Source organism: Curtobacterium sp. VKM Ac-2884 (genome assembly GCF_015350945.1).
Lineage (GTDB): Bacteria > Actinomycetota > Actinomycetes > Actinomycetales > Microbacteriaceae > Curtobacterium.
Window position 1 is genome coordinate 62416 of the sequence record NZ_JADKSA010000007.1, and the last position, 23386, is coordinate 85801.

The 23386-nt window shown below is 72.4% G+C and carries 23 protein-coding genes; 11 read left to right on the top strand and 12 right to left on the bottom strand.

Annotated elements, in window-relative coordinates; translation table 11 throughout:
* Window position 1: 1 nt before the first annotated feature.
* Window positions 2–466 carry a heme-degrading domain-containing protein gene (locus tag ITJ60_RS17305; RefSeq protein ID WP_194648830.1) on the top strand — a complete coding sequence of 155 codons (465 nt, stop codon included), beginning with the start codon at window positions 2–4 and terminating at the stop codon, window positions 464–466.
* A gap of 317 nt (window positions 467–783) precedes the next feature.
* Here the strand turns inward: ITJ60_RS17305 and ITJ60_RS17310 are convergent, their stop codons facing one another.
* The 9 genes from ITJ60_RS17310 to ITJ60_RS17350 form a co-directional block, all read right to left on the bottom strand.
* Complete coding sequence (locus ITJ60_RS17310; RefSeq protein WP_123294686.1) at window positions 784–1083, bottom strand: Dabb family protein; 300 nt, start codon at window positions 1081–1083, stop codon at window positions 784–786.
* Window positions 1080–2015, bottom strand: a complete 936-nt coding sequence (locus ITJ60_RS17315) for a TolB family protein (RefSeq protein ID WP_194648831.1) — start codon at window positions 2013–2015, stop codon at window positions 1080–1082. Before ITJ60_RS17315 ends, ITJ60_RS17310 begins: the two co-directional genes overlap by 4 nt.
* Window positions 2016–2053: 38 nt before the next feature.
* Entirely contained in the window at window positions 2054–2653 is a 600-nt protein-coding gene (locus ITJ60_RS17320; RefSeq protein ID WP_194648832.1) for a TetR/AcrR family transcriptional regulator, read from the bottom strand.
* Window positions 2646–3509: an alpha/beta fold hydrolase gene (locus tag ITJ60_RS17325; RefSeq protein ID WP_228510605.1), complete on the bottom strand. Its 864-nt coding sequence runs from the start codon at window positions 3507–3509 to the stop codon at window positions 2646–2648. The genes ITJ60_RS17320 and ITJ60_RS17325 overlap by 8 nt, the downstream gene beginning before the upstream one ends.
* Window positions 3510–3645: 136 nt before the next feature.
* A complete protein-coding gene (locus ITJ60_RS17330) occupies window positions 3646–4686 on the bottom strand; it encodes a glycosyl hydrolase family 18 protein (RefSeq protein WP_323749210.1) in 1041 nt (346 codons plus the stop codon).
* Window positions 4687–4698: 12 nt separating this feature from the next.
* Complete coding sequence (locus tag ITJ60_RS17335; protein ID WP_194648833.1) at window positions 4699–6348, bottom strand: long-chain-fatty-acid--CoA ligase; 1650 nt, start codon at window positions 6346–6348, stop codon at window positions 4699–4701.
* Between the two features lie 49 nt (window positions 6349–6397).
* Window positions 6398–6994 carry a TetR/AcrR family transcriptional regulator gene (locus ITJ60_RS17340; protein WP_194648834.1) on the bottom strand — a complete coding sequence of 199 codons (597 nt, stop codon included), beginning with the start codon at window positions 6992–6994 and terminating at the stop codon, window positions 6398–6400.
* A gap of 47 nt (window positions 6995–7041) precedes the next feature.
* Window positions 7042–7203, bottom strand: coding sequence for a hypothetical protein (locus tag ITJ60_RS17345; RefSeq protein WP_194648835.1), 162 nt, complete (start codon window positions 7201–7203; stop codon window positions 7042–7044).
* A gap of 81 nt (window positions 7204–7284) precedes the next feature.
* The gene (locus ITJ60_RS17350; RefSeq protein WP_123672963.1) at window positions 7285–7506 is read right to left on the bottom strand and encodes a hypothetical protein; all 222 of its coding nucleotides are present in this window, start codon (window positions 7504–7506) and stop codon (window positions 7285–7287) included.
* A gap of 254 nt (window positions 7507–7760) precedes the next feature.
* Here ITJ60_RS17350 and ITJ60_RS17355 point away from each other — a divergent pair, with 254 nt between their 5' ends.
* On the top strand, window positions 7761–8711 hold the full coding sequence (locus ITJ60_RS17355) for an AraC family transcriptional regulator (protein ID WP_194648836.1): 951 nt from the start codon (window positions 7761–7763) through the stop codon (window positions 8709–8711).
* An 89-nt stretch (window positions 8712–8800) separates the two neighbouring features.
* On the top strand, window positions 8801–9775 hold the full coding sequence (locus ITJ60_RS17360) for an endonuclease/exonuclease/phosphatase family protein (RefSeq protein WP_194648837.1): 975 nt from the start codon (window positions 8801–8803) through the stop codon (window positions 9773–9775).
* A gap of 49 nt (window positions 9776–9824) precedes the next feature.
* Here the strand turns inward: ITJ60_RS17360 and ITJ60_RS17365 are convergent, their stop codons facing one another.
* From ITJ60_RS17365 to xylA, 3 genes are read right to left on the bottom strand one after another with little or no spacing between them, the layout of a single operon-like run.
* The gene (locus ITJ60_RS17365) at window positions 9825–10853 is read right to left on the bottom strand and encodes an acetylxylan esterase (protein ID WP_194648838.1); all 1029 of its coding nucleotides are present in this window, start codon (window positions 10851–10853) and stop codon (window positions 9825–9827) included.
* Between the two features lie 12 nt (window positions 10854–10865).
* Window positions 10866–12335, bottom strand: coding sequence for a xylulokinase (locus tag ITJ60_RS17370; protein WP_194648839.1), 1470 nt, complete (start codon window positions 12333–12335; stop codon window positions 10866–10868).
* Window positions 12336–12347: 12 nt separating this feature from the next.
* Complete coding sequence (gene xylA / locus ITJ60_RS17375) at window positions 12348–13538, bottom strand: xylose isomerase (protein WP_123672973.1); 1191 nt, start codon at window positions 13536–13538, stop codon at window positions 12348–12350.
* A 97-nt stretch (window positions 13539–13635) separates the two neighbouring features.
* Here xylA and ITJ60_RS17380 point away from each other — a divergent pair, with 97 nt between their 5' ends.
* From ITJ60_RS17380 to glmU, 8 genes are all read left to right on the top strand, one after another.
* A complete protein-coding gene (locus ITJ60_RS17380; protein ID WP_228510606.1) occupies window positions 13636–14832 on the top strand; it encodes a Gfo/Idh/MocA family protein in 1197 nt (398 codons plus the stop codon).
* On the top strand, window positions 14829–15536 hold the full coding sequence (locus ITJ60_RS17385) for a ThuA domain-containing protein (RefSeq protein WP_194648840.1): 708 nt from the start codon (window positions 14829–14831) through the stop codon (window positions 15534–15536). The genes ITJ60_RS17380 and ITJ60_RS17385 overlap by 4 nt, the downstream gene beginning before the upstream one ends.
* Window positions 15533–16633, top strand: a complete 1101-nt coding sequence (locus ITJ60_RS17390) for a Gfo/Idh/MocA family protein (RefSeq protein WP_194648841.1) — start codon at window positions 15533–15535, stop codon at window positions 16631–16633. The genes ITJ60_RS17385 and ITJ60_RS17390 overlap by 4 nt, the downstream gene beginning before the upstream one ends.
* 70 nt (window positions 16634–16703) lie before the next feature.
* Window positions 16704–17756, top strand: coding sequence for a sugar phosphate isomerase/epimerase family protein (locus ITJ60_RS17395; protein ID WP_194648842.1), 1053 nt, complete (start codon window positions 16704–16706; stop codon window positions 17754–17756).
* A 129-nt stretch (window positions 17757–17885) separates the two neighbouring features.
* A complete protein-coding gene (locus tag ITJ60_RS17400; RefSeq protein ID WP_194648843.1) occupies window positions 17886–19175 on the top strand; it encodes an ROK family transcriptional regulator in 1290 nt (429 codons plus the stop codon).
* On the top strand, window positions 19172–20209 hold the full coding sequence (locus tag ITJ60_RS17405; RefSeq protein ID WP_194648844.1) for an NAD(P)-dependent alcohol dehydrogenase: 1038 nt from the start codon (window positions 19172–19174) through the stop codon (window positions 20207–20209). Before ITJ60_RS17400 ends, ITJ60_RS17405 begins: the two co-directional genes overlap by 4 nt.
* A gap of 145 nt (window positions 20210–20354) precedes the next feature.
* A complete protein-coding gene (locus tag ITJ60_RS17410; RefSeq protein WP_194648845.1) occupies window positions 20355–21737 on the top strand; it encodes an MFS transporter in 1383 nt (460 codons plus the stop codon).
* A gap of 197 nt (window positions 21738–21934) precedes the next feature.
* Entirely contained in the window at window positions 21935–23362 is a 1428-nt protein-coding gene (gene glmU / locus ITJ60_RS17415) for a bifunctional UDP-N-acetylglucosamine diphosphorylase/glucosamine-1-phosphate N-acetyltransferase GlmU (protein WP_194648846.1), read from the top strand.
* The last annotated feature ends 24 nt before the right edge of the window (window positions 23363–23386 follow it).

Consider the following 23386-nt stretch of genomic DNA (forward strand, 5'->3'; position numbering starts at 1 on the left):
GATGTCCGACCGCATCACCACCCTCGAACAGCAGGAGCGCGACCTCGTGCTCGACGCCTTCACCCACGACGACGCCTGGGAGCTGGGCTCCCTGATCCGCGGCATCGCCCGCGAGGCCGGCCACGCCGTCGGCATCGACATCCGGCGTCCTGGCCTCGGGCTGTTCCGCGCGGCGACCCCGGGCATCACCCCGGACCAGCACGTCTGGATCGACCGCAAGGCCGCGGTGGTGCTCCGGATGGAGCAGTCGAGTGCCCTCGTCGACGCCCGGCTGTCCGCCGCCGGGGTCGATCCCGCCGCGATCGGGTGGCTCGGCGCCGAGTACGCCGTGACCGGAGGGTCGTTCCCGATCCGGGTCCGCGGCGCCGGAGTGGTCGCCGCGGCGACGGCCTCCGGCCTGTCCTCGATGGAGGACCACGACCTGGTCGTCGCTGGCCTGCGCGCGTTCCTCGCCTTGCGTCCCTGACGCGACCAGATGCGGACGGGAGGCCCGGTGCCAGCTGGCACCGTGCCTCCCGTCCGTCACCCGGTCCCGTCCGCGACCCGTGAGGTTCCACGACTTGCCGCTCACGTTCCCCGAGGTTCCGCGGACGGCCCTAGAGCGCCCCGAGATGCGAGGATTTCGGAACCTGGGGGTCGCCTTCGCAGCCCGCGTCCGCGATCCGCGAGGTTCCACGACTTGCCGCTCACGTTCCCCGAGGTTCCGCGGACGGCCCCAGGGCGCCCCGAGATGCGACGATTTCGGAACCTGGGGGGCCCGGCGGACGCCCAGCGGACGCCCCCTCAGGCGGGCAGCGGCACGAAGTCGAACTCCTGGAACGACGCGACCTCGTCCGCCCAGCGGGTGGCGACGAAGCGCTGGTGCGCGGGGTGCGCGTCGTACGCCGAGTAGGTGTCCTGGTCGGCGAACGCCATCGAGAACTGGAACCGGAAGTCGCTCTGCGTGGACACCTGGCGCGACACCGTGAAGTCCTGCACGCCGGGGATCGCCGGCAGGGTGTCGCGGGCGGTCTCGAGGAACGCGGCCTCGTGCGGGGAGCCGGCGGCGTGGACGAGCGTGAAGCAGACGGTGTGGACGATCATGCGGGGTCTCCGGTGGGGTAGTCGACGAAGGCGAAGCCGGACCCGTCGGGAGCCCACCCGTTGACGTTGAGGGTGCCCTGCCCGCCGTCGAGCTCGACGACGGTCTCGGCTGCCTGCCAGACCTCGGGTCCCCAGGTGCTGACGGATCCGTCACCGGTGACGAGGCGCAACCGCACGCGCTCGTCGGCCGGGTGCCCCTCGGTGCCGGGCGGGAACGACAGGTAGACGGCGGCGTCGTCGGTCGGGGCGGGGTGCGGGAACCAGTTGACGTGCTCGTCGACGGTGAGCTGCTCGATCCCGGTGCCGTCCGGTCGGATCCGGGCGATCTGCGCGTGCCCCGGTGCGGACTCGAACTGCTCGGTGTTGAACAGGATCCACGCGCCGTCCGGCGTCCACTCCGGGCCGTCGGCGGCGGAGGGGTCCGTCGTCACGGCGCGGTCCGCGCCGCCGTCGACGCCCATCACCCGGATCGTCCCCGAGGACCAGACGGCGTCACCGGACGGGTCGAGCCGGACGTAGGCGAGCTCGGAGCCGTCGGGGCTGACGCCGTGCAGGAAGTGCAGGCCGCCGTCGTCCGCGGTGACCCGGGTCGCTGCGCCGCCGGCGAGCGGGGCGCTCCAGATGTGGAAGTCGTTCGCGCTGACGTGCACGGTGACGCCGTCGGGATCGAGCACGTGGTCGTTGTTCAGGGGCGGGACGCCCTCGATCGCGACGTGCTCCGGAGCTGCGGCGCCGTCGGCCGGCATCGTCCAGAGCGCCCCGTCGCCGTTCAGCACGAGGCGGCCGTCGGCGGTCCAGTTCGGCGCTTCGTAGAGCCGCTCGGCGGACTCGTGCACGGTCGTCACACTGCGATCGGCTCGGTGCCAGATCCGGATCCGGCAGGTCTGGCCCGGTGCGAGCACACGACCAGGGGCTTCATCGTCGAGGGGCATGGCACACCTTCCGCAGTGAATGTTGGCTCGTGACAACCCTACCGGTTCAGGGAGTCCGGATCGTGGTCAGGAGCGGTCGTCGCGCGGAACCCCCGGTCGAGGAACGCGATGATCCACTCGAAGCTCGTGTCGACGTCGGTGCGCATCTGGAACCCGCCGGACGTCTCGATGGTCGCGAAGCCGTGCAGGACACTGCGCAGCAGGCGGAGCGCGTGCACCTCGTCGGCGGGGTCGAGCCCGTAGCCGCGCAGGGCCGCTGCGAACGAGGCGAGGGTGCGCTCCAGGGCGACGGCCAAGGGGTCGTCCGGCCCGGTGGGACGGATCCCGACCGTCGCCTCGTACCGACCGGGGTGCCGCTGCACGTACCGGCGGACGGTCTGCGCGGCCGCCTCGACGGCATCGCGCCCGGCGAGCCCCTGCATCGCGTCGCGCAGGTCGTCGCCGAGTTCGTTCGCGGCGAGGATCGCGATCCGGCGGGTCAGGTCGGTGAGCCCGTCGACGTGCTTGTAGAGCGACGGCGACTTCACGCCGAGCCGTTCGGCGACGACGCTCATGCTCAGCCGTGCGAGCCCGATCTCGTCGGCCAGCCCCGCCGCGGCGGTGGTGACGGCGGCGGGGTCGAGTCCTGCCCTAGCCACGGTGGCCACCGACCGGCGCGAGCGTGCGGCCGAGGAAGGGGAGCACGAGCGCGAGGACCTCGGTCGGGGTCTCGGTGTGCGGGTAGTGGCCGGCACCGTCGATGACGGCCAGCTCGCCGAGCCCGTCGGGCAGGTCGGCCAGGACCCGCTCGCCCTCGGCCCGCGGGACGGCCCAGTCGGGGTCGGCGCTGCCCTCGATCACCAGGACCGGGCACTGCACGTCCGCCAGCCGTGCACCGGCGTCGGCGGGCGAGGTCTTCGTCATCGCGCGCAGCACCGCCATCCGTTCCGGCTGCTGCAGCGTCGACTCGATGCGGCCCAGTTCCTCGGTCCAGTCGGCCGGCTTCGTCGGCACGGCGAGGTCCAGGTAGGCCAGCCAGCCGGCCAGGCTCCCGGTCGTCATCACCTTGGCGAGCTGGAACGTGCCGGCGCGGTGGTGGCGGTTCCGGAGCAGGCCGCCGAGGTCGAACGACTGCTTGCGCGTGAACGGCGCGAGCTCGACGATGCCGGCGACGACGTCGGGGGCATCGGCGGCGGCGATGGTGGCCGCCCCACCGCTGATCGACTGTCCGACGATGACCGCGGGGCCGCCGAGGTGCCGGACGACGGCGACCAGGTCGCGAGCGATGTCGGCGCGCTGGTACGACGCCCATCCCGTGCTCGAGTCGCCGCACCCGCGGATGTCGACGTTCGCCACCCGGTAGCCGGCGGCGACGAGCTCGGGGACCAGGAACCGGTACGCGTGCCGGCTGTCGCCCATGCCGTGTGCGAGGACGACGAGCGGTCCGTCGCCGCTGACGTCGTACGCGATGGTGCCGTCGTCGGTGCGCAGGTGTTCGAGCATGACTGCCTCCATGGCTAAGTGTGTTAGCTAAAAGCTAAGACCATTAGCCGACGCTGTCAAGCCCGCCACGGCGGTTGCGTCGCGCGGCGGCGGACGGGAGGCCCGTGGCGGGCCCGCACCGGGCCTCCCGTCCGCTCGTTGGTCGCCGTCAGTGCACCGTGACCAGCGTGTCGGACAGGTCCAGGGACCAGACGGCGACCCCGGTCAGGCCGAGCCGCTCGGCGAGGGCCACGCGCTCGCGCAGCGACCGCGCGTCGGACCACCAGAGCACCTCGCCGCTGGGCAGGGCCGCCGTCCACTCGCCCGCTGTCGCGTTCCATGTCGGGGTGACGCCGGCCTTCCGGACGCGACGACGGGCCTGGTCGTCGGACAGCTGCCCCGCCGGTCGCGGCCCCTTCCAGTGGTAGCCGTACCCGGCGACGCCGAGCACGATCTGGTCGGCGGGTGCGAGGGTGGCGAGCGCCCTGGCGGACTCCGCCGCCCAGGGCAACGACCCGACCGGCCCCGGTGCGTCCGGCTCCCACGGGCCGTGCTGGTCGTAGGCCATCAGTGTGAGGTGGTCCAGCGGAGCGCGGAGTGCCCGGACGTCGTACCCCATGCGCGCGTACCCGGCCGCGGTCGTCGACGCCGACAGGGCGATGTCGAGCCGGACGTCGTCGCCGACCGCCGCACGGAGCTCCCGCGCGAAGGCCGTCAAACCCGCCGTGTCGGCCGCGGTCAACGCCTCGAGGTCGATCATGACCGAGTCCCACCCGCCGGATCCCACGTCGGTCGCGAGCGCGCGGACGACGTGGGACCGGTTGGCGGGGGACCGGAGCATCCTCCGGGCGATCGGCTCGCTGAAGTCGCCGTCGGCGTAGTTGCTGACGAGCAGCTGCGCCTCGAGCCCGCGGGCGTGCGCCCGGTCGCGCTGTGTCCTGGCCTCGGGAGACGGTGCGGTGACGCGTTCGCCGGTCCGGCTCAGCAGCAGCCCGTCGACGCCGACGACGTCCAACGCCGATGCGCTGGCGTCGATCAGCCCGGGGTCCGCTCCCTCCGGCTGGAAGCCCGTCACGTCGAACCAGGCGGGCGTGCTGGCGTCCGCGCCCGTGGGGCCGGCGCCCACGCCCGCGGGGCCGGCGCACCCGGACAGGACGAGGCCCGCGGTCAGGGCGACGGCGAAGCATGCGGAACGCGGCCTGGTGATCACGCCCCGAGTGTGTCAGGCCGGAGCAGCCGCCGCGTCGACCGGTGTGCTGAACTGCTCGACCAGCGTCCGCTTCAGGACCTTGCCGCTCGGTCCGAGGGGCAGGGCGTCGACCACGTGCACGACGCGCGGGAACTTGTACGCCGCGATCTCGTCGGACACGAAGTGGACGAGCTCGTCCGGACTGACGGTCGCGCCGGCTCGGAGCACCACGGCGGCCTCGATCTCCTGGCCGTGCAGCTCGTGCGGGACGCCGAAGACCGCCGCCATGGTGACGTCCGGGTGCGTCGCCAGTACTTCTTCGACCTGCCGCGGGTACACGTTGTAGCCGTTGCGGATGATCATGTCCTTGGTGCGGTCGACGATCGTCAGGAAGCCGTCGTCGTCCTTCGTGCCGAGGTCGCCGGTGCGGAACCACCCGTCGACGATCGCCGCGTCGGTGTCCTCCGGCCGGTCCAGGTACCCGTTCATCAGGTTGTGCCCGCGGATGACGAGCTCACCGATCTCGCCGTGCGGCAGCAGCACGATCGCGTCGGGCGTGGCCGGGTCGGCGATCTCGACGTCGACACCCCACACGGGCGTCCCGATCGTCCCCGGTCGCGGCGCTCGGCCGACGTGGTTGAAGGTGGCCACGGGCGACGTCTCGGTCAGGCCGTAGCCCTCGTGGATCGGCGCGTCGAACACCGTCTGGAACCGCTCGAGGACGGCCAACGGCAACGACGCTCCGCCCGAGATCGCGTAGCGCAGGTCCGGTCTCGCGTCGTTGCGGGTCGCGGCGTCGAGCAGTGCCATGTACATCGTCGGCACCCCCATGAAGATCTCGCAGCCGTGTTCGACCATCGCCGACAGTGCTGCGTCGCCGTCGAACTTCGGCAGCATCACGATGGTGGCGCCGGCGCGGAACCCGGTGTTCATCGTGCAGGTCTGACCGAACGTGTGGAACAGCGGGAGCGCCCCGAGCAGGACGTCGCCGCGGTGCATGTCGAAGGTGCTCATCAGGTTCGTGTTGACCTGTTCGAGCAGGGCGAAGTGCGAGCCCTCTGCACCCTTCGGCTTGCCGGTGGTCCCGCTCGTGTACAGGATCGTCGCGGTGTCGAAGGGGTCGCGGGGGACGTAGGTGTCGAGGGGTTCGGCTGCCGCGGCCAGGGCCTCGAGGCGGTCCGGGCCGTCGTGGCCGTCGCGGTCGTCGCGGTCGTCGTGGTCGTCGTGGTCGGCCGGTGCGAGGACCGTGATGACGTCGACGCCGGCGAGCTCGGCACCGGCTGCGCCCTCGGCCAGCAGCGGGGCAGCGCAGACGAGCAGCATGGCGCCGCTGTCCTGCAGCAGGTACTCGATCTCGCGCCGCTTGAGCAGCGCGTGCACGGGGACGACGACGGCGCCGAGTGCGAGCGTGGCGTAGTAGACGCGGGCGAAGTCCGCGACGTTCGGCACGAGCATCGCCACGCGCGATCCCTCGGTGACCCCGCGGGCCCGGAGTGCTCCGGCGTAGGCGAGGGTCTCGGACCACAGCTCGGCGTAGGTGGTGCGGTGGTCACCGACGATCACGGCGACGTCGTCCGGGTACCGCGCGGCGGACTCGGCCAGGATCGCGGCGACCGAGGCGGTGGCCCGGGTCGGTCTGGGGGTGCCGTGGTGAGCGGCGGTGGTGGGCTCGGTGCGCGTCATTCCGGTCTCCGTCTTCGGTGACGAGTGGTTCCCCGGATCATACGTGCGGTCAGAACGTCGTGCGCTCCTCGAACACCGACATGATCATGGCCGCTCCGAGTCGCGCGCTCCGGGCCGGCTTCGCCGATCCCTGCACGGCTGACTCCACCCGGGCGCCCTCGACCAGCAGCGACAGGGTCTCGGCGATGTGCGCCGGCATGTCCGCACGGGTGCAGAGCAACGTGAGGTGGCTCGCGACGTCGCGGAAGTGCTCGGCTGCGAGCGCGGCGATCTCCGGGTCCTGCCGTCCGAGCTCGGCGTGTCCGTTGATGAACGCGCAGCCGCGCCACCCCTCGTCCGCGAAGCACTCCTCGAGGTAGCTGAAGATGCCGAGGATCTCGTCGCGGGGATCCGCCGAGGTGGTGGCGATGTGGTCCAGGGCGCGACGCCACGCGCCGTGCCAGCGTCGCAGGACCGCCACCACGAGCGCCTGCTTGGACGGGTAGGCCGCCGTCAGCTCGTCCACGCTCATGCCCGCGTGCGCGGCGACGTCCTCGAAGCGCACCGGGATCACGCCGTGCGCCGTGAAGAGGTCGTCGGCGGCCTTGGATGCGGTGCGCTGCGCGGTCGTCTCGACGGCCGGGGGCGTGAGTGTGAGGAGCGTCATGGGGAAGTGGGGATCACCCTATCGATCGGTGCGGACGGCGGCAGGTGTCAGGACACGAAGAAGTCCGCGTAGGACGGGTCGGCGTGACCCATGTGCGCACTGAGGCGGGCCTGGACGATCTCGTGGAGGTCGGCGGGCGGCGTCAGACCGCGTCGTCGCCACTCGACGGGGCTCTGGCGGAGCTGCTCGAGCGTGGTCTGGTCAGGCATCGTGCCGTTCCTGTTCTGCGAAGAGCGCGGTCATGTCGATGGCCTGGGTGCGGACGTCCTCGACCGCGGATCCGTCGCGGATCACGCGGAGAGTCCGAGCACGGCGGCGGCGGACGCGAGGACGCTCACCGAGACGATCCCGGTGCTCACCGCGGCGATCTGCAGCGTGCGCTGTCGCTGGGCATCCCGCAGTTCGCTGAAGCCGCCGCGGTGGCGGTTGCGCCGGCCGGACACCGACGTCGCTTCGAAGGCGTGCTTGGGTGCGCTGATCGGGTGGACCGGAGTTGCGGTCACGGCGGTCATGTCGTCCTCGTGTTCTCCTGAGCGGCCCGTTGCCGCTGGATGACACGACCGTACGAGCAGCGGGGTCGTCGGTGCGCGCCAGGACCGGAGACTCGACGGATCGCGGATGTCGGGAGCGGCCCGGCGGTCGAAATCCGGACATCGTCCCGTCGCCACGAGCGTCCGTTCCACGCGCCGACGATCGTCGGTAGCGCTTCTCGGACAGCGACACGGACGACGCGTGTCCGTTCGGTCACACTGCTCTCGGTGAACCGATGACAGACGAACGAGCTCGCGTGCAGGACGACGTCCGGTCTGCCGACGTCGACGAAGCACGCGACTTCCTGGTCGGGGCGTACGACGCCTCCGAATGGTGCGCCGAGACGACCGCGCAGCCCTTCACCTTCCGGTACTCGGCGGTCGGCGACTCGACGATGACGCTGCGCGCGATCCGGTTCGACGGACACCTCGACGGCGTCATGACGCCGTCGGACGACTTCGTCGTGCAGTGGATCACCCGGGGTACCGGCTTCATCGGCGAGGGTGACGACCGCCTCGTGAGCGCCGTGGGCCGGCCGCAGCTGTGGCCGCAGGACGGCGCCGCGTTCACGTACCAGGACTACGACCAGCGTCTCGTCCAGATCAACCGGGCGTCGCTCGAGGAGGTCGCCGGCGAGCGCGGCGCGGCGTCGGGCGGCGTGCAGCTCGACCACACCGTGCAACCCGACGACCGGGCCGTGACGATGTGGCGGAACACCGTCAAGCTCATCTCGCACACGGTGCTGGATCGGCAGGTCTCGCCGCTGTTGCAGGCGGAGATGGGCCGGCTGGGGGCACTGGCGCTGCTCGAGCTGTACCCGGTCGTGTCGGCCACGCTGCCGGACGAACTGCTGCTCCCGCGCAACGCGCACATCCGCCGGGCCGTCGAGTACGTGCACGAGCACGCCCACCTGCCGATCACGAGCACCGACCTGGCCGAGGTGGCCTCCCTGAGCCTGCGTGCACTGCAGCAGGCGTTCCAGCGGCAGCTCGGGGTGAGCCCGAACGGCTACCTGCGCGGGGTCCGTCTCGACCGGGTGCGCGACGAGCTCCTGCACGCCGACCCGGCGGGGACGAGCATCGCCGACGTCGCCCGCCAGTGGGGGTTCGCCCACGCTGGTCGGTTCTCGGCCGCCTACCTCGAGCGCCACGGCGAGTACCCCCGGGACACGATGCGGCGGGCGTGACACCCCGACGGCTCTCGCGGATGCGTCCCTGAGAGCACCGACACACGATCCGTGGGTGTTCTGTCACCCCGACACGGCACCGTGGGGCGGTGCTGACCCGCCGAGCCGTCGCGTCCACCGTCGTCGTCTCCGTGGTGGTGGTGCTCGGCGGCGCGTTCGTCTCCGCCCCGTGGCTCGGGATCGCCCGGGCGCCGGTGCTCGCCGCGGTGCTGCCCGCGCGCGCGGTGGTGTCGGTCGGCTGCGTCGTCGTGGCCGTGGCGCTGATCGTCCTCGGCATCGCGCGGCGCCGGGTGCGGGTCGTCGCGTTCGCGGTCGGTGCCGTGCTCGTCGCCCTCGCGGGAACGAACGGTGTGGTCCTCGAGGCGAGGGGCTTCGACGTCGAGCCACCGCGCGCGGCGGGCCTCCGTGTGTTCGAGTGGAACACGAACGGCGGTCTGGTCGCGCCCACGACGATCGGGCGCGCTGCCTCGGCAGCCCGCGCCGACGTGGTCGTGCTGCCCGACGCCGGTTCGCTCGCCGCTGCCGAGGACGTCGCCGACGCCATGCGACAGGGCGGCCGACCGGTGCACGTGTTCGCCGAGCCCGGTGCGCAGGTCGCCGTGCTCGTCCGGGACGACCTCGCCGCGCACGCCACGAGGCGCCCGGGCATCGACCCCGTGAAGACCCTGGTCGTGTCGGTTCCGGGTGCCCCGACGATCGTCGCGGTGCATGCGCCGCAGCCCCTCCTGCGCGGACTCGCGGGCTGGCGCGCGGACCTCGACTGGGTGCGCCGGACCTGCGCGGACGATGCCGAGGTCGTCGTCGCAGGGGACTTCAACGCATCGGTGGACGCATTCGGGGGCGGCGGACTCGGAGCGTGTCAGGACGCCGCGTCGACCGTGCACGCCGCGAGCCTCGGGACCTGGCCGACCTCGGTCGTCCCGGCACTCGCCATGCCGCTCGACCACACCCTGGTGAGCCCGGCGGTGGGCGTGATCAGGTCGTGGACGGTCGTCAGGACCGAGGACGGGTCACGAGCTCGGCACCGACCGACCATCACGGTCATCGGTGTGCGGACCTGGTGAGCCGCTCGTTCGCGCCGCGGCCGGGCGCGACGGTGGGATCGGAGACGCTTCAGGAGCGCTGCACGGGTCGGACCACACCCCGTGACCGCAGGAACGCCACCTGTCGTTCCCAGTGCCGGAACCCGCCGCCCTCGTGCCCGTTGTACGGGTAGACCTCGATCTGGCGGTCGGCCGACGCGTGCGTGTCGTCCGACCCCAGCGCGTTGAAGGCCGCGAAGGTGGTGCGCGGCGGCACGACGTCGTCCATCAGGGCCACGGAGAACAGCGCCGGGGCGGTGATGCCGGCGGCGTGGTTCACCCCGTCGAAGTACGCCGCGGTGTCCCACACCGTGTCGGCTGCGTCGCGGTGCACGGACAGGTAGGTCGCGAGCTCCAGGTACGGGCCGCCGACGGCGATGTCGGTGCCGCCCTCCCAGTCGCACAGGAACGCGACGTCGGGCAGGACCGCGGTGATCGGTCCGACGTGGGCCTCGACCAGGGCAGCTGCGGCGATGGCGATGCCGCCGCCCTGGCTGCCGCCGGTCAGGGCGATGCGTGACGGGTCGACACCGGGCAGCGTCCGCACGGCGTCCACCAGGCGGACGGCGTCGGTGTACACGCGGCGGTAGTAGTGGTCGGCGGGGGAGCCGATGCCGCTCGTCATCCACCCGCTCGCGTGCGGTCCGGAGCCGTGCGGGTCGGGGGTGTCGCCACCGGCCCACCCGCTGCCCTGGCCACGGGTGTCCATGACGACGTGCACGTACCCGGCGAGGGCCCAGTGCACGCGTTCGCCGGGGCGCCCGCGGCCGCCGCCGTAGCCGAGGAACTCGACCACGACGGGCAGCGCCGTCTCACGACCGGCCAGCGGTCGCGAGACCCAGGCGCGCACCGGATCGCCGGCGAACCCCGGGAACGTCAGGTCCTCGACGACGAGTCCGGTCACCGGGGTGTCGGCCGGAGCGAGGACGGGAGCCGTCCCCGCTCCGGCCGCCCGGGCCGCGGTGATCGTGTCCGCCCAGAACGCGTCGAAGTCGGCCGGTCGCCGGACCTCGGGTCGGTGCCGACGGAGTTCGTCGAGCGGGAGGTCGGTGCGTGCCATGGGTCTCCTCGGTCAGCGCGCCGCGGCGCGGTACTGCTCGAGCACCTCGGGGTGCGGGTCCGCCGGCACGGTCGTCGTCGCGATGTCCCACGACGGCAGCGCGCCGGTCAACGCCCAGGCTGCCTGACGCGCGGCCCCGGAGGCCACGTACTCGCCCGGTTCCGGGATGAGCACGTCGCGCCCGAACACCTGCGCGGCGACGGTCCGGACGGCCTCGTTCCGCGCTGCCCCGCCGATGAGCAGCAGCCGTGACACGGTCACGCCGGCCCCCTCGACCGCGGCGAGTCCGTCGGCCAGGGCACAGAGCATGCCCTCCACCGCGGCGCGCGCCAGGTGCGGTCGGTCGGTCGTGCCCGGGGTCATCCCGCGCAGTGACGCGGTCGCGTCCGGCCGGTTGGGCGTGCGCTCGCCGACGAAGTACGGCACCAGCACGAGGCCGTCGGCCCCGGCCGGCGCCTGCAGCGCCAGCTCGCCGAGCGCGTCGTGGTCGACGCCGAGCAGGCCGCCGATCACCTCGAGCACGCGGGCTGCGTTGAGCGTCGTGACGATCGGGAGGCGCGACCCGGTCCCGTCGGCGAAGCCCGCCACGGTCCCGCTCGGGTCCAGGACCTCGGTCGCGGTGACGCCGAAGACGGTCCCGCTGGTCCCCAGGGACACCGCGATGTCGCCGGGGGCGAGCCCGAGTCCGAGCGCCGCGCCGGCGTTGTCGCCGAGTCCGGCCGCCACGACCAGTCCGGACGGTGCGACCGCGCCGTTCGGCAGTGTCACGTCGACGTCGAGCGTCCCCATCGCCTCGTCGTGGGCGACGACACGTGGCACGACGACCGTGTCCGCGGTCGGCTCGGAGCCGGCGACGCGCATCGGGCGACCGAGCGCGAGTTCGAACAGCTCCGGGTCGTACTCCCGGCGTACCGGGTCCCAGTAGGCCGTGCCGCTGGCGTCCGAGGCGTCGGTGGCGAGTGCGTCGAGGTCGGGGCCGAGCGGACTCTCGTCGGCCGGACCGTACCCGCGCAGCCGCCACGACAACCAGTCGTGGGGGAGCGCGACGGCTGCGACGCGGCCGGCGTCGTCCGGCTCGGCGTCGCGGAGCCACCGCAGCTTGGTACCGGTGAACGATGCCACCGGGACCAGTCCCGTCCGGGCGACCCAGGATTCCCGTCCGATCTCCTCGACCATCTGCGCGGCCGCATCCGCACTGCGCACGTCGTTCCAGAGCAGGGCGTCGCGGACCACGTGACCGTCGGCGTCGAGCGCGACCATGCCGTGCTGCTGCCCGGCGATCGCGACGGCGCCGACGTCGGTGAGCCCGCCGGCGTCCGCGATCGCGGTGCCGAGGGCGTCCCACCAGTGGCGGGGATCGACGGACGTGCCGTCCGGGTGGGCGGCACGTCCCTCACGGACGACGGCACCCGTCGCCGCGTCGCGGATCGTGACCTTGCAGGACTGGGTCGACGAGTCGACGCCGGCGACGAGCTGTGTCATCCCCGCAGCCTGTCAGCGCGCGCCGAGCAGGTGCTCGATGGCGAGCTGCTGCAGTCGGACGAACCCGAAGCCCTTGCCGCCGAAGTACGCGTCGGCGTCGAAGTCCTCGTAGGCGGAGCGGTCGGACAGGAAGGCGTCGTAGGACTCGCCGTCGTGCAGGGTCGGCGTGCTGAGCTCCCCGACCTTCGAGGCCTCGAGCGCGGCCTGCACCTCGGGATCGGCGCGGAAGGCCTGCGCGCGCTCCTTGAGGAGCAGGTACATGCGCATGTTCGCGGCCGCCGAGTCCCAGACGCCCGTGATGTCCTCGGTGCGGCTCGGCTTGTAGTCGAAGTGGCGCGGACCGTCGTAGGCCTGGCCACCCTGCGGCGAACCGTGCTCGAGCAGGTCGACGAGCGAGAACGCGTTCTGCAGGTCCCCGTGGCCGAACACCAGGTCCTGGTCGTACTTGATGCCACGCTGACCGTTGAGGTCGATGTGGAAGAGCTTGCCCTGGTAGAGCGCCTGGGCGATGCCGGCCGTGAAGTTCAGGCCCGCCATCTGCTCGTGGCCGACCTCGGGGTTGATGCCGAACAGCTCGGGGCGCTCGAGGGTCTCGGTGAAGGCGATCGCGTGGCCGAGGGTCGGCAGCAGGATGTCGCCGCGGGGCTCGTTCGGCTTCGGCTCGATGGCGAAGCGGATGCCGTAGCCCTTGTCGGTGACGTAGTCGGCGAGCAGGTTGACGGCCTCGCGGTAGCGCTCGAGTGCGGCCTGCACGTCCTTCGCGCTGTCGTACTCGGAGCCTTCGCGGCCGCCCCACATCACGAACGTCGACGCACCGAGCTCGGCGGCGAGGTCGATGTTGCGCAGGACCTTGCGGAGTGCGAAGCGGCGGACCTGGCGGTCGTTCGAGGTGAAGCCGCCGTCCTTGAACACGGGCGCCGAGAACAGGTTCGTCGTCACCATCGGCACGATGAGGCCGGTGGAGTCGAGCGCACCCTTGAGGCGGTCGATCTGCGTCTGCCGCTCGGCGTCGGTCGAGCCGAACGCGAACAGGTCGTCGTCGTGGAAGGTCAGGCCGTAGGCGCCGAGCTCGTCGAGCTTCTCGACCGCCTCGACCACGTCGAGGGCCGGACGGGTCGGCCCGCCGAAGGGGTCGGAGCCGTTGTAGCCGATGGTCCAGAGACCGAAGGAGAACTTGTCTGCACGGGTGGGCGTCGTTGCCATGGTGGTCACCGTTCGTCGTCGAAACAAAATGTTGCCGCGCCCAACATAAGCGGTAGTGTTGGCTGTGGCAAGGACGTGATCGCAAAGGAGCGAGCGGATGGCAAGTGTTTCGACGGCGCAGCAACGACTGCGGATCGCCATGGTGGGGCACGGCTTCATGGGAGCCGCACACTCACAGGCGTGGCGGACCGCCCCCAGGTTCTTCGACCTCGGGGTCGAGCCCGAGATGGCGGTGATCGTCGGGCGCGACCCGGAACGCACCGAGGCGGCTCGCGTGCAGTACGGCTGGCAGTCGGCGTCCACCGACTGGCGCGCCGTCGTGGCCGATCCGGACATCGACGTCGTCGACATCGTGTCGCCCGGTTCGTCGCACGTCGAGATCGCGATCGCCGCGCTCGAGGCCGGCAAGCACGTCCTGTGCGAGAAGCCGCTCGCCAACACCGTCGAACAGGCCGAGGCGATGACCGCCGCTGCCGCTGCAGCCCGGGCGCACGGGGTCCGCGCCATGGTCGGGTTCAGCTACCGCCGGGTGCCGGCCATCGCCTTCGCCCGACAGCTCGTGCAGGACGGCCGGATCGGCACCGTGCGCCAGGTCCGCGCGCTCTACCTGCAGGACTGGCTCGCCGACGAGGACGGCCCGATGACCTGGCGCCTCGACAAGGAGCTCGCCGGTTCCGGTGCGCTCGGCGACATCGGCGCGCACGCGATCGACCTCGTCGAGCACGTCACCGGCGCCGAGCTCACCCGGGTGTCCGGGCTGCTCGAGACCTTCGTGACCGAGCGCCCCCTGCTCGCCGACGGCGTCGGACTCTCCGGCACGGCGTCGAGCGAGCGCGGGCAGGTCACCGTCGACGACGCCGCGTTCTTCACCGCCCGACTCGGCGGCGGTGCGGCCGACGGCGCGATCGGCACGTTCGAGGCCACGCGCTACGCCACCGGCCGGAAGAACGGCCTGACGCTCGAGATCAGCGGGTCCGAGGGAGCGATCCAGTTCGACCTCGAGTCCATGAACGAACTGCGGCTGTACGAGTCGTCGGCACCCGCGGGGGAGCAGGGCTTCCGCCGCATCCTGGTCACCGAACCCGAGCACCCCTACATGGCGGCGTGGTGGCCCACCGGACACCTCATCGGGTACGAGCACACCTTCAGCCACCAGGTGAAGGACTTCGTCGAGGCGATCGTCGCCGGCACCGACCCGTCGCCCTCGTTCGAGGACGGCCTGCACGTGCAGCGGGTGCTCGACGCCGTCGAACGCAGCGCCGCCGACGGCAGCAGCTGGACGGTGACCGCGTGACCGCCGCCGACGGCACACGCCAGGCGCTCGTCGTCCGCGGGGGCTGGGACGGCCACCAGCCCGTCGAGACCACCGACCTGTTCGTCCCGTTCCTGCGCGACAACGGGTTCGCGGTCCGGGTGTCGGACTCGACGGCCGTCTACGCCGACGAGTCCGTCATGGCCGAGGTCGACCTGATCGTGCAGGTCGTCACCATGTCGACCATCGCCGACGACGAGTTCGCCGGGCTGCAGCGCGCGGTGCTGAACGGCGCCGGACTGGCCGGCTGGCACGGCGGGATCGCGGACGCGTTCCGGAACACCGCCGACTACCTGCACATGGTCGGGGGCCAGTTCGCCCACCACGCCGGCAAGCACCCCGACGAGCGCGTCGGGGAACAGTCCGACAACTACATCCCGTACACGGTGCACCTCACCGACCTCGGACGGTCGCACCCGATCACGCAGGGCATCGAGGACTTCGACCTCGTCACCGAGCAGTACTGGGTGCTGTCCGACGAGCACAACGACGTCCTCGCGACCACCACGCAGGAAGCGCGCGACTTCGACGCCTGGAACCGACCGGTCACCGCACCGGCGATCTGGACACGGCAGTGGGGCGAGGGCCGCGTGTTCGTCTCCGCGCCCGGGCACCGCCTCGAGGTCGTCGAGTCGCAGCCACTCCGCACCATCATCGAGAGGGGCCTCCTGTGGGCAGCACGGTGAACGAACCCGTCCTCCGCGTCGGGGTGGTGGGCGTCGGCGTGATCAGCCAGCAGTACTTCGAACACTTCCCGGCACTGCCCGGCCTGTCGCTCGTCGCGGTCGCCGACCTCGACGTCGACCGGGCGCAGACGGTCGGCGCCGCACAGGGCGTGCGCGGGACGAGCGTCGACGAGCTGCTCGCGGCCGACGACGTCGACGTGGTGCTCAACCTCACGATCCCCGCCGCCCACGCCGACGTCGCGACCCGGGCGCTCGCCGCGGGCAAGCACGTCTACGGCGAGAAGCCCCTGGCGATGTCCACGGCCGAGGCCGAACCGGTGCTCGAGGCAGCCCGGGCCGCGGGCCTCCGGGTCGGCAGTGCTCCGGACACCGTGCTCGGTACCGGCATCCAGACCGCTCGGGCCGCCCTCGACGACGGCCTGATCGGCACCCCGGTCGGCGCGGCCGTCGCCTGGAGCGCCCCCGGTCACGAGCTCTGGCACCCGGCACCCGCCTTCTACTACCAGCCCGGGGGCGGCCCGCTGCTCGACATGGGCCCCTACTACCTGACCAGCCTCGTCACGTTCTTCGGACCGGTCGTCCGGGTGAGCGGCAGTGCCACCCGCTCCACCCGTGAGCGGACCGTCGCGACCGGACCGAACGCCGGCACCGCGATCCCGGTCGACATCGACACCCACGTGGTCGCGATCCTCGAGCACGAGAACGGCGTCGTCTCGACCGTCACCGTCTCGTTCGAGGTCTGGGCCACCCGCGCACCGCTCTTCGAGGTCTACGGCACGGCCGGCACCCTCGGCGTCCCGGACCCGAACCGGTTCTCGGACCCGGTGTCGATCGCCACGGCGGACGACCGCGAGTGGCGCGAGCTGCCGGTCTCCGCCGGGTACGCCGACGCCGGCCGTGGGTACGGGCTCGCCGACCTGGCGCACGCGATCGCCACCGACCGTCCGCACCGGGCCTCGGGAGACCTCGCGTTCCACGTGCTCGAGGTCATGGAGGCCGTCTCGGCCGCGGCCCGCGACCACGCGGTCGTCGACGTGCGCTCGCGCGTCGAGCGACCCGCCACCGTCCCCGCCGGGTCTGCACCCGGATCGTGGTGACGGACCTCGACCACAGCACGCACCTCGACCACAGCACGGACCCCGACCACCGCACGGAAGGACGACGACGATGACGACGACGGACGCGAGCGACCAGGCGGAGCTGACCCGGGCCTCCCGGCCGGTCACGCTGTTCACCGGACAGTGGGCCGACCTGCCCTTCGAGGAGGTCGCCCGGCTCGCCGGCGACTGGGGGTACGACGGACTCGAGATCGCCTGCTGGGGCGACCACCTGGACGTCCGGCGCGCCGCGACGGACCCCTCGTACGTCGCCGAGCGGCAGGCGATCCTGGAACGCAACGGGCTGCGCGTCTGGACGATCGCGAACCACCTGGTCGGCCAGGCCGTGTGCGACGACCCCATCGACCAGCGGCACGAGGACATCCTGCCGCCGCACGTCTGGGGCGACGGCGAGCCCGAGGGCGTCCGGCAGCGTGCCGCCGAGGAACTGCAGTGGACCGCCCGCGCCGCAGCGGCACTCGGGGTCGACACCGTCACCGGGTTCTCCGGGTCGTCGATCTGGAAGACCGTCGCGGGTTTCCCGCCGGTCCCGCCGAGCATGATCGACGCCGGGTACCAGGACTTCCACGACCGGTGGTCGCCGATCATCGACGTGTTCGAGGAAGTCGGGGTCCGCTTCGCGCTCGAGGTGCACCCGTCCGAGATCGCCTACGACTACTGGACCGCCAAGCGCACGCTCGAGCTGTTCGCGGACCGGCCGGCGTTCGGGTTCAACTTCGACCCCTCGCACTTCGTCTGGCAGGACCTCGACCCCGCCGCGTTCCTGCTCGACTTCGCCGACCGGGTGTACCACGTGCACTGCAAGGAGTCGGTGAAGCAGCTCGACGGGCGCAACGGCCGGCTCGGCTCGCACCTGCCGTGGGGCGACCCGCGCCGCGGCTGGGACTTCGTGACCGCCGGACACGGCGACGTGCCGTGGGAGCGGGTGTTCCGCGTGCTGAACCACATCGGGTACACCGGACCGACCAGCGTCGAGTGGGAGGACGCCGGCATGGACCGACTCGTCGGAGGACCCGAAGCGCTGGCGTTCGTGCGGCAGCTCGGCACGATCGCGCCGCCGGAGGCCTCGTTCGACGCCGCGTTCTCGCAGTCGCGGGCGTGAGCCGGGGCCGAGACCCGGGCTGAGCGACACTTCGCGGGCCCGCGAGCGCGAGGACTGTCGCTCAGCCCGAGACTCGGCGCAGCCCCACCCACCGACCCACCACCAACCAACCAACCGACGAGGAGGCCCATGGTCCGGCAACCGACCGCGACACCCGGCAACGCCGCGCGCGTCCTCCGCCTGGTGCACGAGGAAGGCCCGGTCACCCGCGCCGAACTCACCCGGCGCACCGGCCTGAACCGCTCGACGGTACTGGCGCTCGTCGGCGAACTCGTCGAGGCCGGACTCGTGCTCGAGGAGATGCCCTCCGCCGGTGCCCCCGGCGTCGGGGTCGGACGGCCGAGCGGTGTCGTGCGGGCGTCGGGCGACGTGCTCGCCGCCGCCGTCACGGTCGAGATCGACGCGGTCGGGGTGACCCTCGTCGCCCTCGACGGCACCGTGCGCGACCGGCTCGTCGAGCCGCAGACCACCGTGCCGACAGCAGCCCGGGCGATCGACGCGGTCGAACGGATCTTCGGCGTGCTGAGCACCCGGACCACCGCGCGGGCACGGACAGCCCCAGGCACCCGGATCGTCGGCGTCGGCGTCGCCGTCCCCGGCATCGTGCGCGTCGAGGACGGCACCGTCCGCAACGCCCCGCACCTCGGCTGGCGCGACGAACCGCTCGCGGTGCCGCTCGCCGAACGTCTCGGCCTGCCCGTCCGGGCTGCGAACGACGCCAACCTCGGTGCCTGGGCCGAACGCCTGTACGGCAGCGCCCGCGGAGTCGACGCCCTCGTGTACCTGAACGGCGGCGCGAGCGGCATCGGCGGCGGGATCGTCAGCGCCGGGCGGCCCTTCAGCGGCGCCGACGGGTACGCGGGGGAACTCGGCCACACCTTCGTGGCGGCGAACGGCATCCGGTGCCACTGCGGCGCCGTCGGGTGCCTCGAGACCGAGGCGTCGCGGTCGGCGCTCACCGACGTCACCGGGACACCGCCCGACGACCTCGACGCGCTCGCCGCAGCGCTCGCCGAGCACCGGCCCGAGGTCGAGCAAGTGGTCGACCGTCAGGTGACGGCGCTCGCCACCGCGCTCCGCAACGCGATCCACACCGTCGATCCCGAGGTCGTGGTGCTCGGCGGGTTCCTCAGCACGTTGCTCGGACACGTCGGGGACCGCGTCGAGAACGACGTCCGGGCGCAGACGATGGCCGCGATGACTGACCGGCTGCGCGTCGTGCCGGCAGCCCTCGGGCGGGACGTCCTGCTCCGCGGCGCCGCCGAGCTCGGGTTCCGCGACCTGCTGCGCGACCCGACGGCAGCCGGGCTCGTCCCGAGGCCCGCTCCAGCCGACTCCACGACCGCCCACACGCCCGACCACTCCACCACCCCCACGTCCGACCGCACCGCCGCGGCCGAGGAAGCGAGAACCCCATGACCTCCATCCAGCGCCAGCGCGCCAGCGTGCTGCTCGGGACCCAGGACCTGACCGTCGAGGACCGCCCCGTGCCCGAGGTCGAACAAGGCGACGTGCTCGTCCGGGTCGCCGCCGTCGGGGTGTGCGGCTCCGACGTGCACTACTACCGCCACGGCCGCATCGGGGACTTCGTCGTCGAGGAGCCCCTCGTCCTCGGTCACGAGCTGTCCGGCACGATCACCGCCGTCGGCGCTGGCGTCGACCCCGCCCGCGTCGGGGAGCGCGTCGCCGTCGAACCGCAGCGCCCGTGCCACCGCTGTGCGCAGTGCCTGGCCGGCCGCTACAACCTCTGCCCCCACATGCGCTTCTACGCGACCCCGCCGGTCGACGGCGCCTTCGCCGAGTTCGTCACGATCGAGGCCGAGTTCGCCCACGTCCTGCCCGACTCCGTCTCGTTCGAGGCCGGTGCCCTGCTCGAACCGCTGTCCGTCGGGATCGCCGCGGTCCGCAAGGCCGGCATCGTCCCCGGGTCCTCGGTGCTCATCGCCGGTGCCGGTCCGATCGGGATCATCTGCGCCCAGGCCGCGCGGGCCTTCGGCGCCACCCGGATCGTCATCAGCGACCTGGTCCCCGAGCGCCGGGAGCGTGCGCTGCAGTACGGCGCCACCGAGGTCGTCGACCCGACCGTGGTGTCCGTCGCCTCGGACATCGCCCCGGTCGACGCGTTCATCGACGCCAGCGGTGCTCCCCGTGCCGTGTCCGACGGCATCAAGGCCGTCGGACCGGCCGGCGCCGCGGTGCTCGTCGGGCTCGGTAACTCCGAGATGACCCTGCCCGTCGAGCACATCCAGAACCTCGAGGTCACGGTCACCGGGATCTTCCGCTACACCGGCACGTGGCCCGTCGCGATCGGCCTGGTCGCGTCCGGGCAGATCGACCTCGACTCGCTCGTGACGGGTCGGTTCGGCCTCGACGAGGTCCGCGAGGCACTCGAGAGCGACACCGACCCGGAGTCCCTCAAGTCGGTCGTCTACCCCGGCGGCGTGCCCGCCTGAGCCGGCGTGCGCGACGCGCGCCGGGTGCTGGACACCGCACAGGGCGGACGGGAGGCCCGTGGCCAGGCCGCCACGGGCCTCCCGTCCGGCACGTGACCCGGAACGGGGCCACCGGTGCGTCACCGGGACGCGCTACGGTTCGCGCATGACCGCTTCACCGGCCGCCGTCGTGCCGCAGCGCACCGACCGGCGCGCGCTCGTGTCCTGGGCGCTGTGGGATTGGGGGTCCGCGGCGTTCAACGCCGTCGTCACCACGTTCGTGTTCAGCACGTACCTGGCCAGCCGGGCGTTCGTCGACCCGGCGAAGGTGGCCGACACGTCCGCCGCGGGCACGGCGTTGGTGGAACGTGAACTCGCCCACAACGCCGCGGTGGTCTCCACGGCCCTGACGATCGCCGGCATCGTCGTCGCGCTCGTGGCCCCCGCGATCGGGCGCCTGGCGGACTCGTCCGGGCACCGCCGCCGGTCCGTGCTCATCGCCACGATCGGCATCGTGCTGTCCATCGGCGGCATGGTCTTCGTCGCGCCGAGCCAGCCGTACCTGGTGCTCGGGGCGGCGCTGCTCGGCATCGGCACGGTCGCGTACGAGATCGCGAGCGTCGGCTACAACGCCATGATCGGGCAGATCTCGTCGGGCGAGCGCACCGGGCGGGTGTCCGCGATCGGGTGGGCCGCCGGGTACTTCGGCGGCATCGTGCTGCTCGTGCTGCTGCTCGTGCTCTGCATCCAGGACTTCCGCGGCGACGGCGTCGTCGGCGGACTGCTGCAGCTGCCGGCCACCGTCGCGACCGGGCAGTGGGACGTCCGCGTCGCGATCGGCATCGCCGCCGTGTGGCTCGCGGTCAGCTCGATCCCGCTCTTCGTCGTCGTGCCGGAGGCCGCTCCCGACGACCGGCACACCGGCGGTGTGCTCGGTGCCTACCGCGACCTGGGTCGGGACATCGCCCGGCTCTGGCGCGAACGACGCAACGTGCTCGCGTTCCTGGTCGCCAGCGCGGTGTTCCGCGACGGCGTCGGCGCGGTGTTCACCTTCGGCGGGATCATCGCGGCGCAGGTGTTCGGGTTCAGCGCCTCGCAGGTCATCCTGTTCGCCATCGCCGCGAACGTCGTCGCCGGCATCGCCACCTTCGTGTCCGGACGGCTCGACGACCGCTTCGGCTCGCGCGCGCTCATCATGGTCTCGCTGATCGGCCTCGCGGCCTGCGGGCTCGGTGTGCTGGCGGTCGGCAGTCGGACGGAGTGGTTCTGGGTGCTGGGGCTGACCCTGGCACTGTTCGTCGGACCCGTGCAGTCGTCGTCGCGGGCGTACCTGGCGCGGCTGGCGACCCCCGGCCGCGAGGGCGAGCTCTTCGGCCTCTACGCCACCACCGGCCGGGCGGCGTCGTTCCTGGCGCCGGCGCTGTTCGGTGTCGCGGTGACGGTCGGCGGCTCGACGCGCTTCGGGATCCTCGGGATCGTGGTGGTGCTCGTCGTGGGGCTGGTGCTCATGGCGTTCGTGAAGGCCGAGCCACGGGCGCTGCGCGCGTAGGTGTTCGGGCGTAGGGGTGTGGGCGTAGCTGGTCGTTCCGGGCGTAGCTGGTCGTTCCTTCCGGCCAGGTACGCCCGATCCCGCTTTCCATCCCGACGGTGATGGGAAGGAACGTCACCCGTGCGGTTGTGCGCACGGTTCTGCACAGGGCCGCGGTTCCACCGGACTCCGAAGCGCGGGTGCGCCAGGATGGACCCATGACCGACCAGCGCATCGCCGTCGTCGTCCTCGCCGCCGGGCAGGGCACGCGCATGAAGTCGTCCACTCCCAAGGTGCTGCACCGGCTCGCCGGGCTGCCGCTCATCGCGCACGTGCTGCGGACGGCGTCGTCCCTCGGGCCGGAGCACGTGGCCGTGGTCGTGCGGCACGAGCGTGACCTGGTCGCAGCGGAGATCACGGAGCGTGCGCCCGACGCCATCGTCGTCGACCAGGACGACGTCCCCGGCACCGGCCGCGCGGTCGAGGTCGCGGTCCAGGCACTCCCCGCCGACTTCGACGGTGCCGTCGTGGTGCTCTCCGGCGACGTCCCGTTGCTCGACGCCGGCTCGCTCCGGACGCTGGTCGACGCGCACCTCGGCGCGGCCAACGCCGTCACCCTCGTCAGTGCGATCGCGCCCGACCCGACCGGACTCGGGCGCGTGGTGCGGGACGGCTCCGGGGCGTTCGTCGGCGTCGTCGAGCACAAGGACGCGACGGCCGACCAGCTCGCGATCACCGAGACGAACGCCGGCATCTACGCCTTCGACGCCGCCCACCTGCGTGCCGTGCTGCCGTCGCTGACGACCGCCAACGCACAGGGCGAGAAGTACATCACCGACGCCCCGACGCTCATCGCCGGGCGCGGGGGGATCATCGACGTCGTCACGCTCACCGACCCGTGGCTCGTCGCCGGCATCAACGACCGCGCGCAGCTGTCCGACGCCGCCCGCGAGCTCAACGCCCGCATCGTCCGCCGGCACCAGCTCGCCGGCGTCACCGTGCAGGACCCGGCCACCACCTGGATCGACCTCGACGTCTCGATCGAAGCGGATGCCGAGGTCCTGCCCGGCACCCAGCTCCTCGGCGCGACCGCGATCGCCGCGGGTGCCGTCGTCGGGCCGGACACCACACTGCGCGACACCGAGGTCGGTGCCGGCGCGACGGTGAACCGGGTCGACGCCACCCTCGCGGTCATCGGTGACGGTGCCTCGGTGGGGCCGTTCGCGTACCTGCGCCCCGGCACGATCCTGGGCGACCAGGGCAAGATCGGCACCTTCGTCGAGACGAAGAACGCGAAGATCGGCCGCGGCAGCAAGGTCCCGCACCTGTCGTACATCGGCGACGCCGAGGTGGGCGAGGACTCGAACATCGGTGCGAACACGATCACCGCGAACTACGACGGCGTGCACAAGCACCGCACCGAGGTCGGCTCGCACGTTCGTACAGGCTCGCACAACGTGTTCGTCGCCCCGGTTAGGATTGGTGACGGTGCGTACACGGGTGCCGGAACGACGGTCCGCAAGGACGTCCCGGCCGGATCGCTCGCGATCAGCTACGCGCCACAGCGCAACACCGACGGATGGGTCGAGGAACACCGACCCGGCACACCGGCGGCCGAGGCTGCTCGGCACGCGAACGGCGAATAGATCCTGGCGACCACCGGTCGTCGA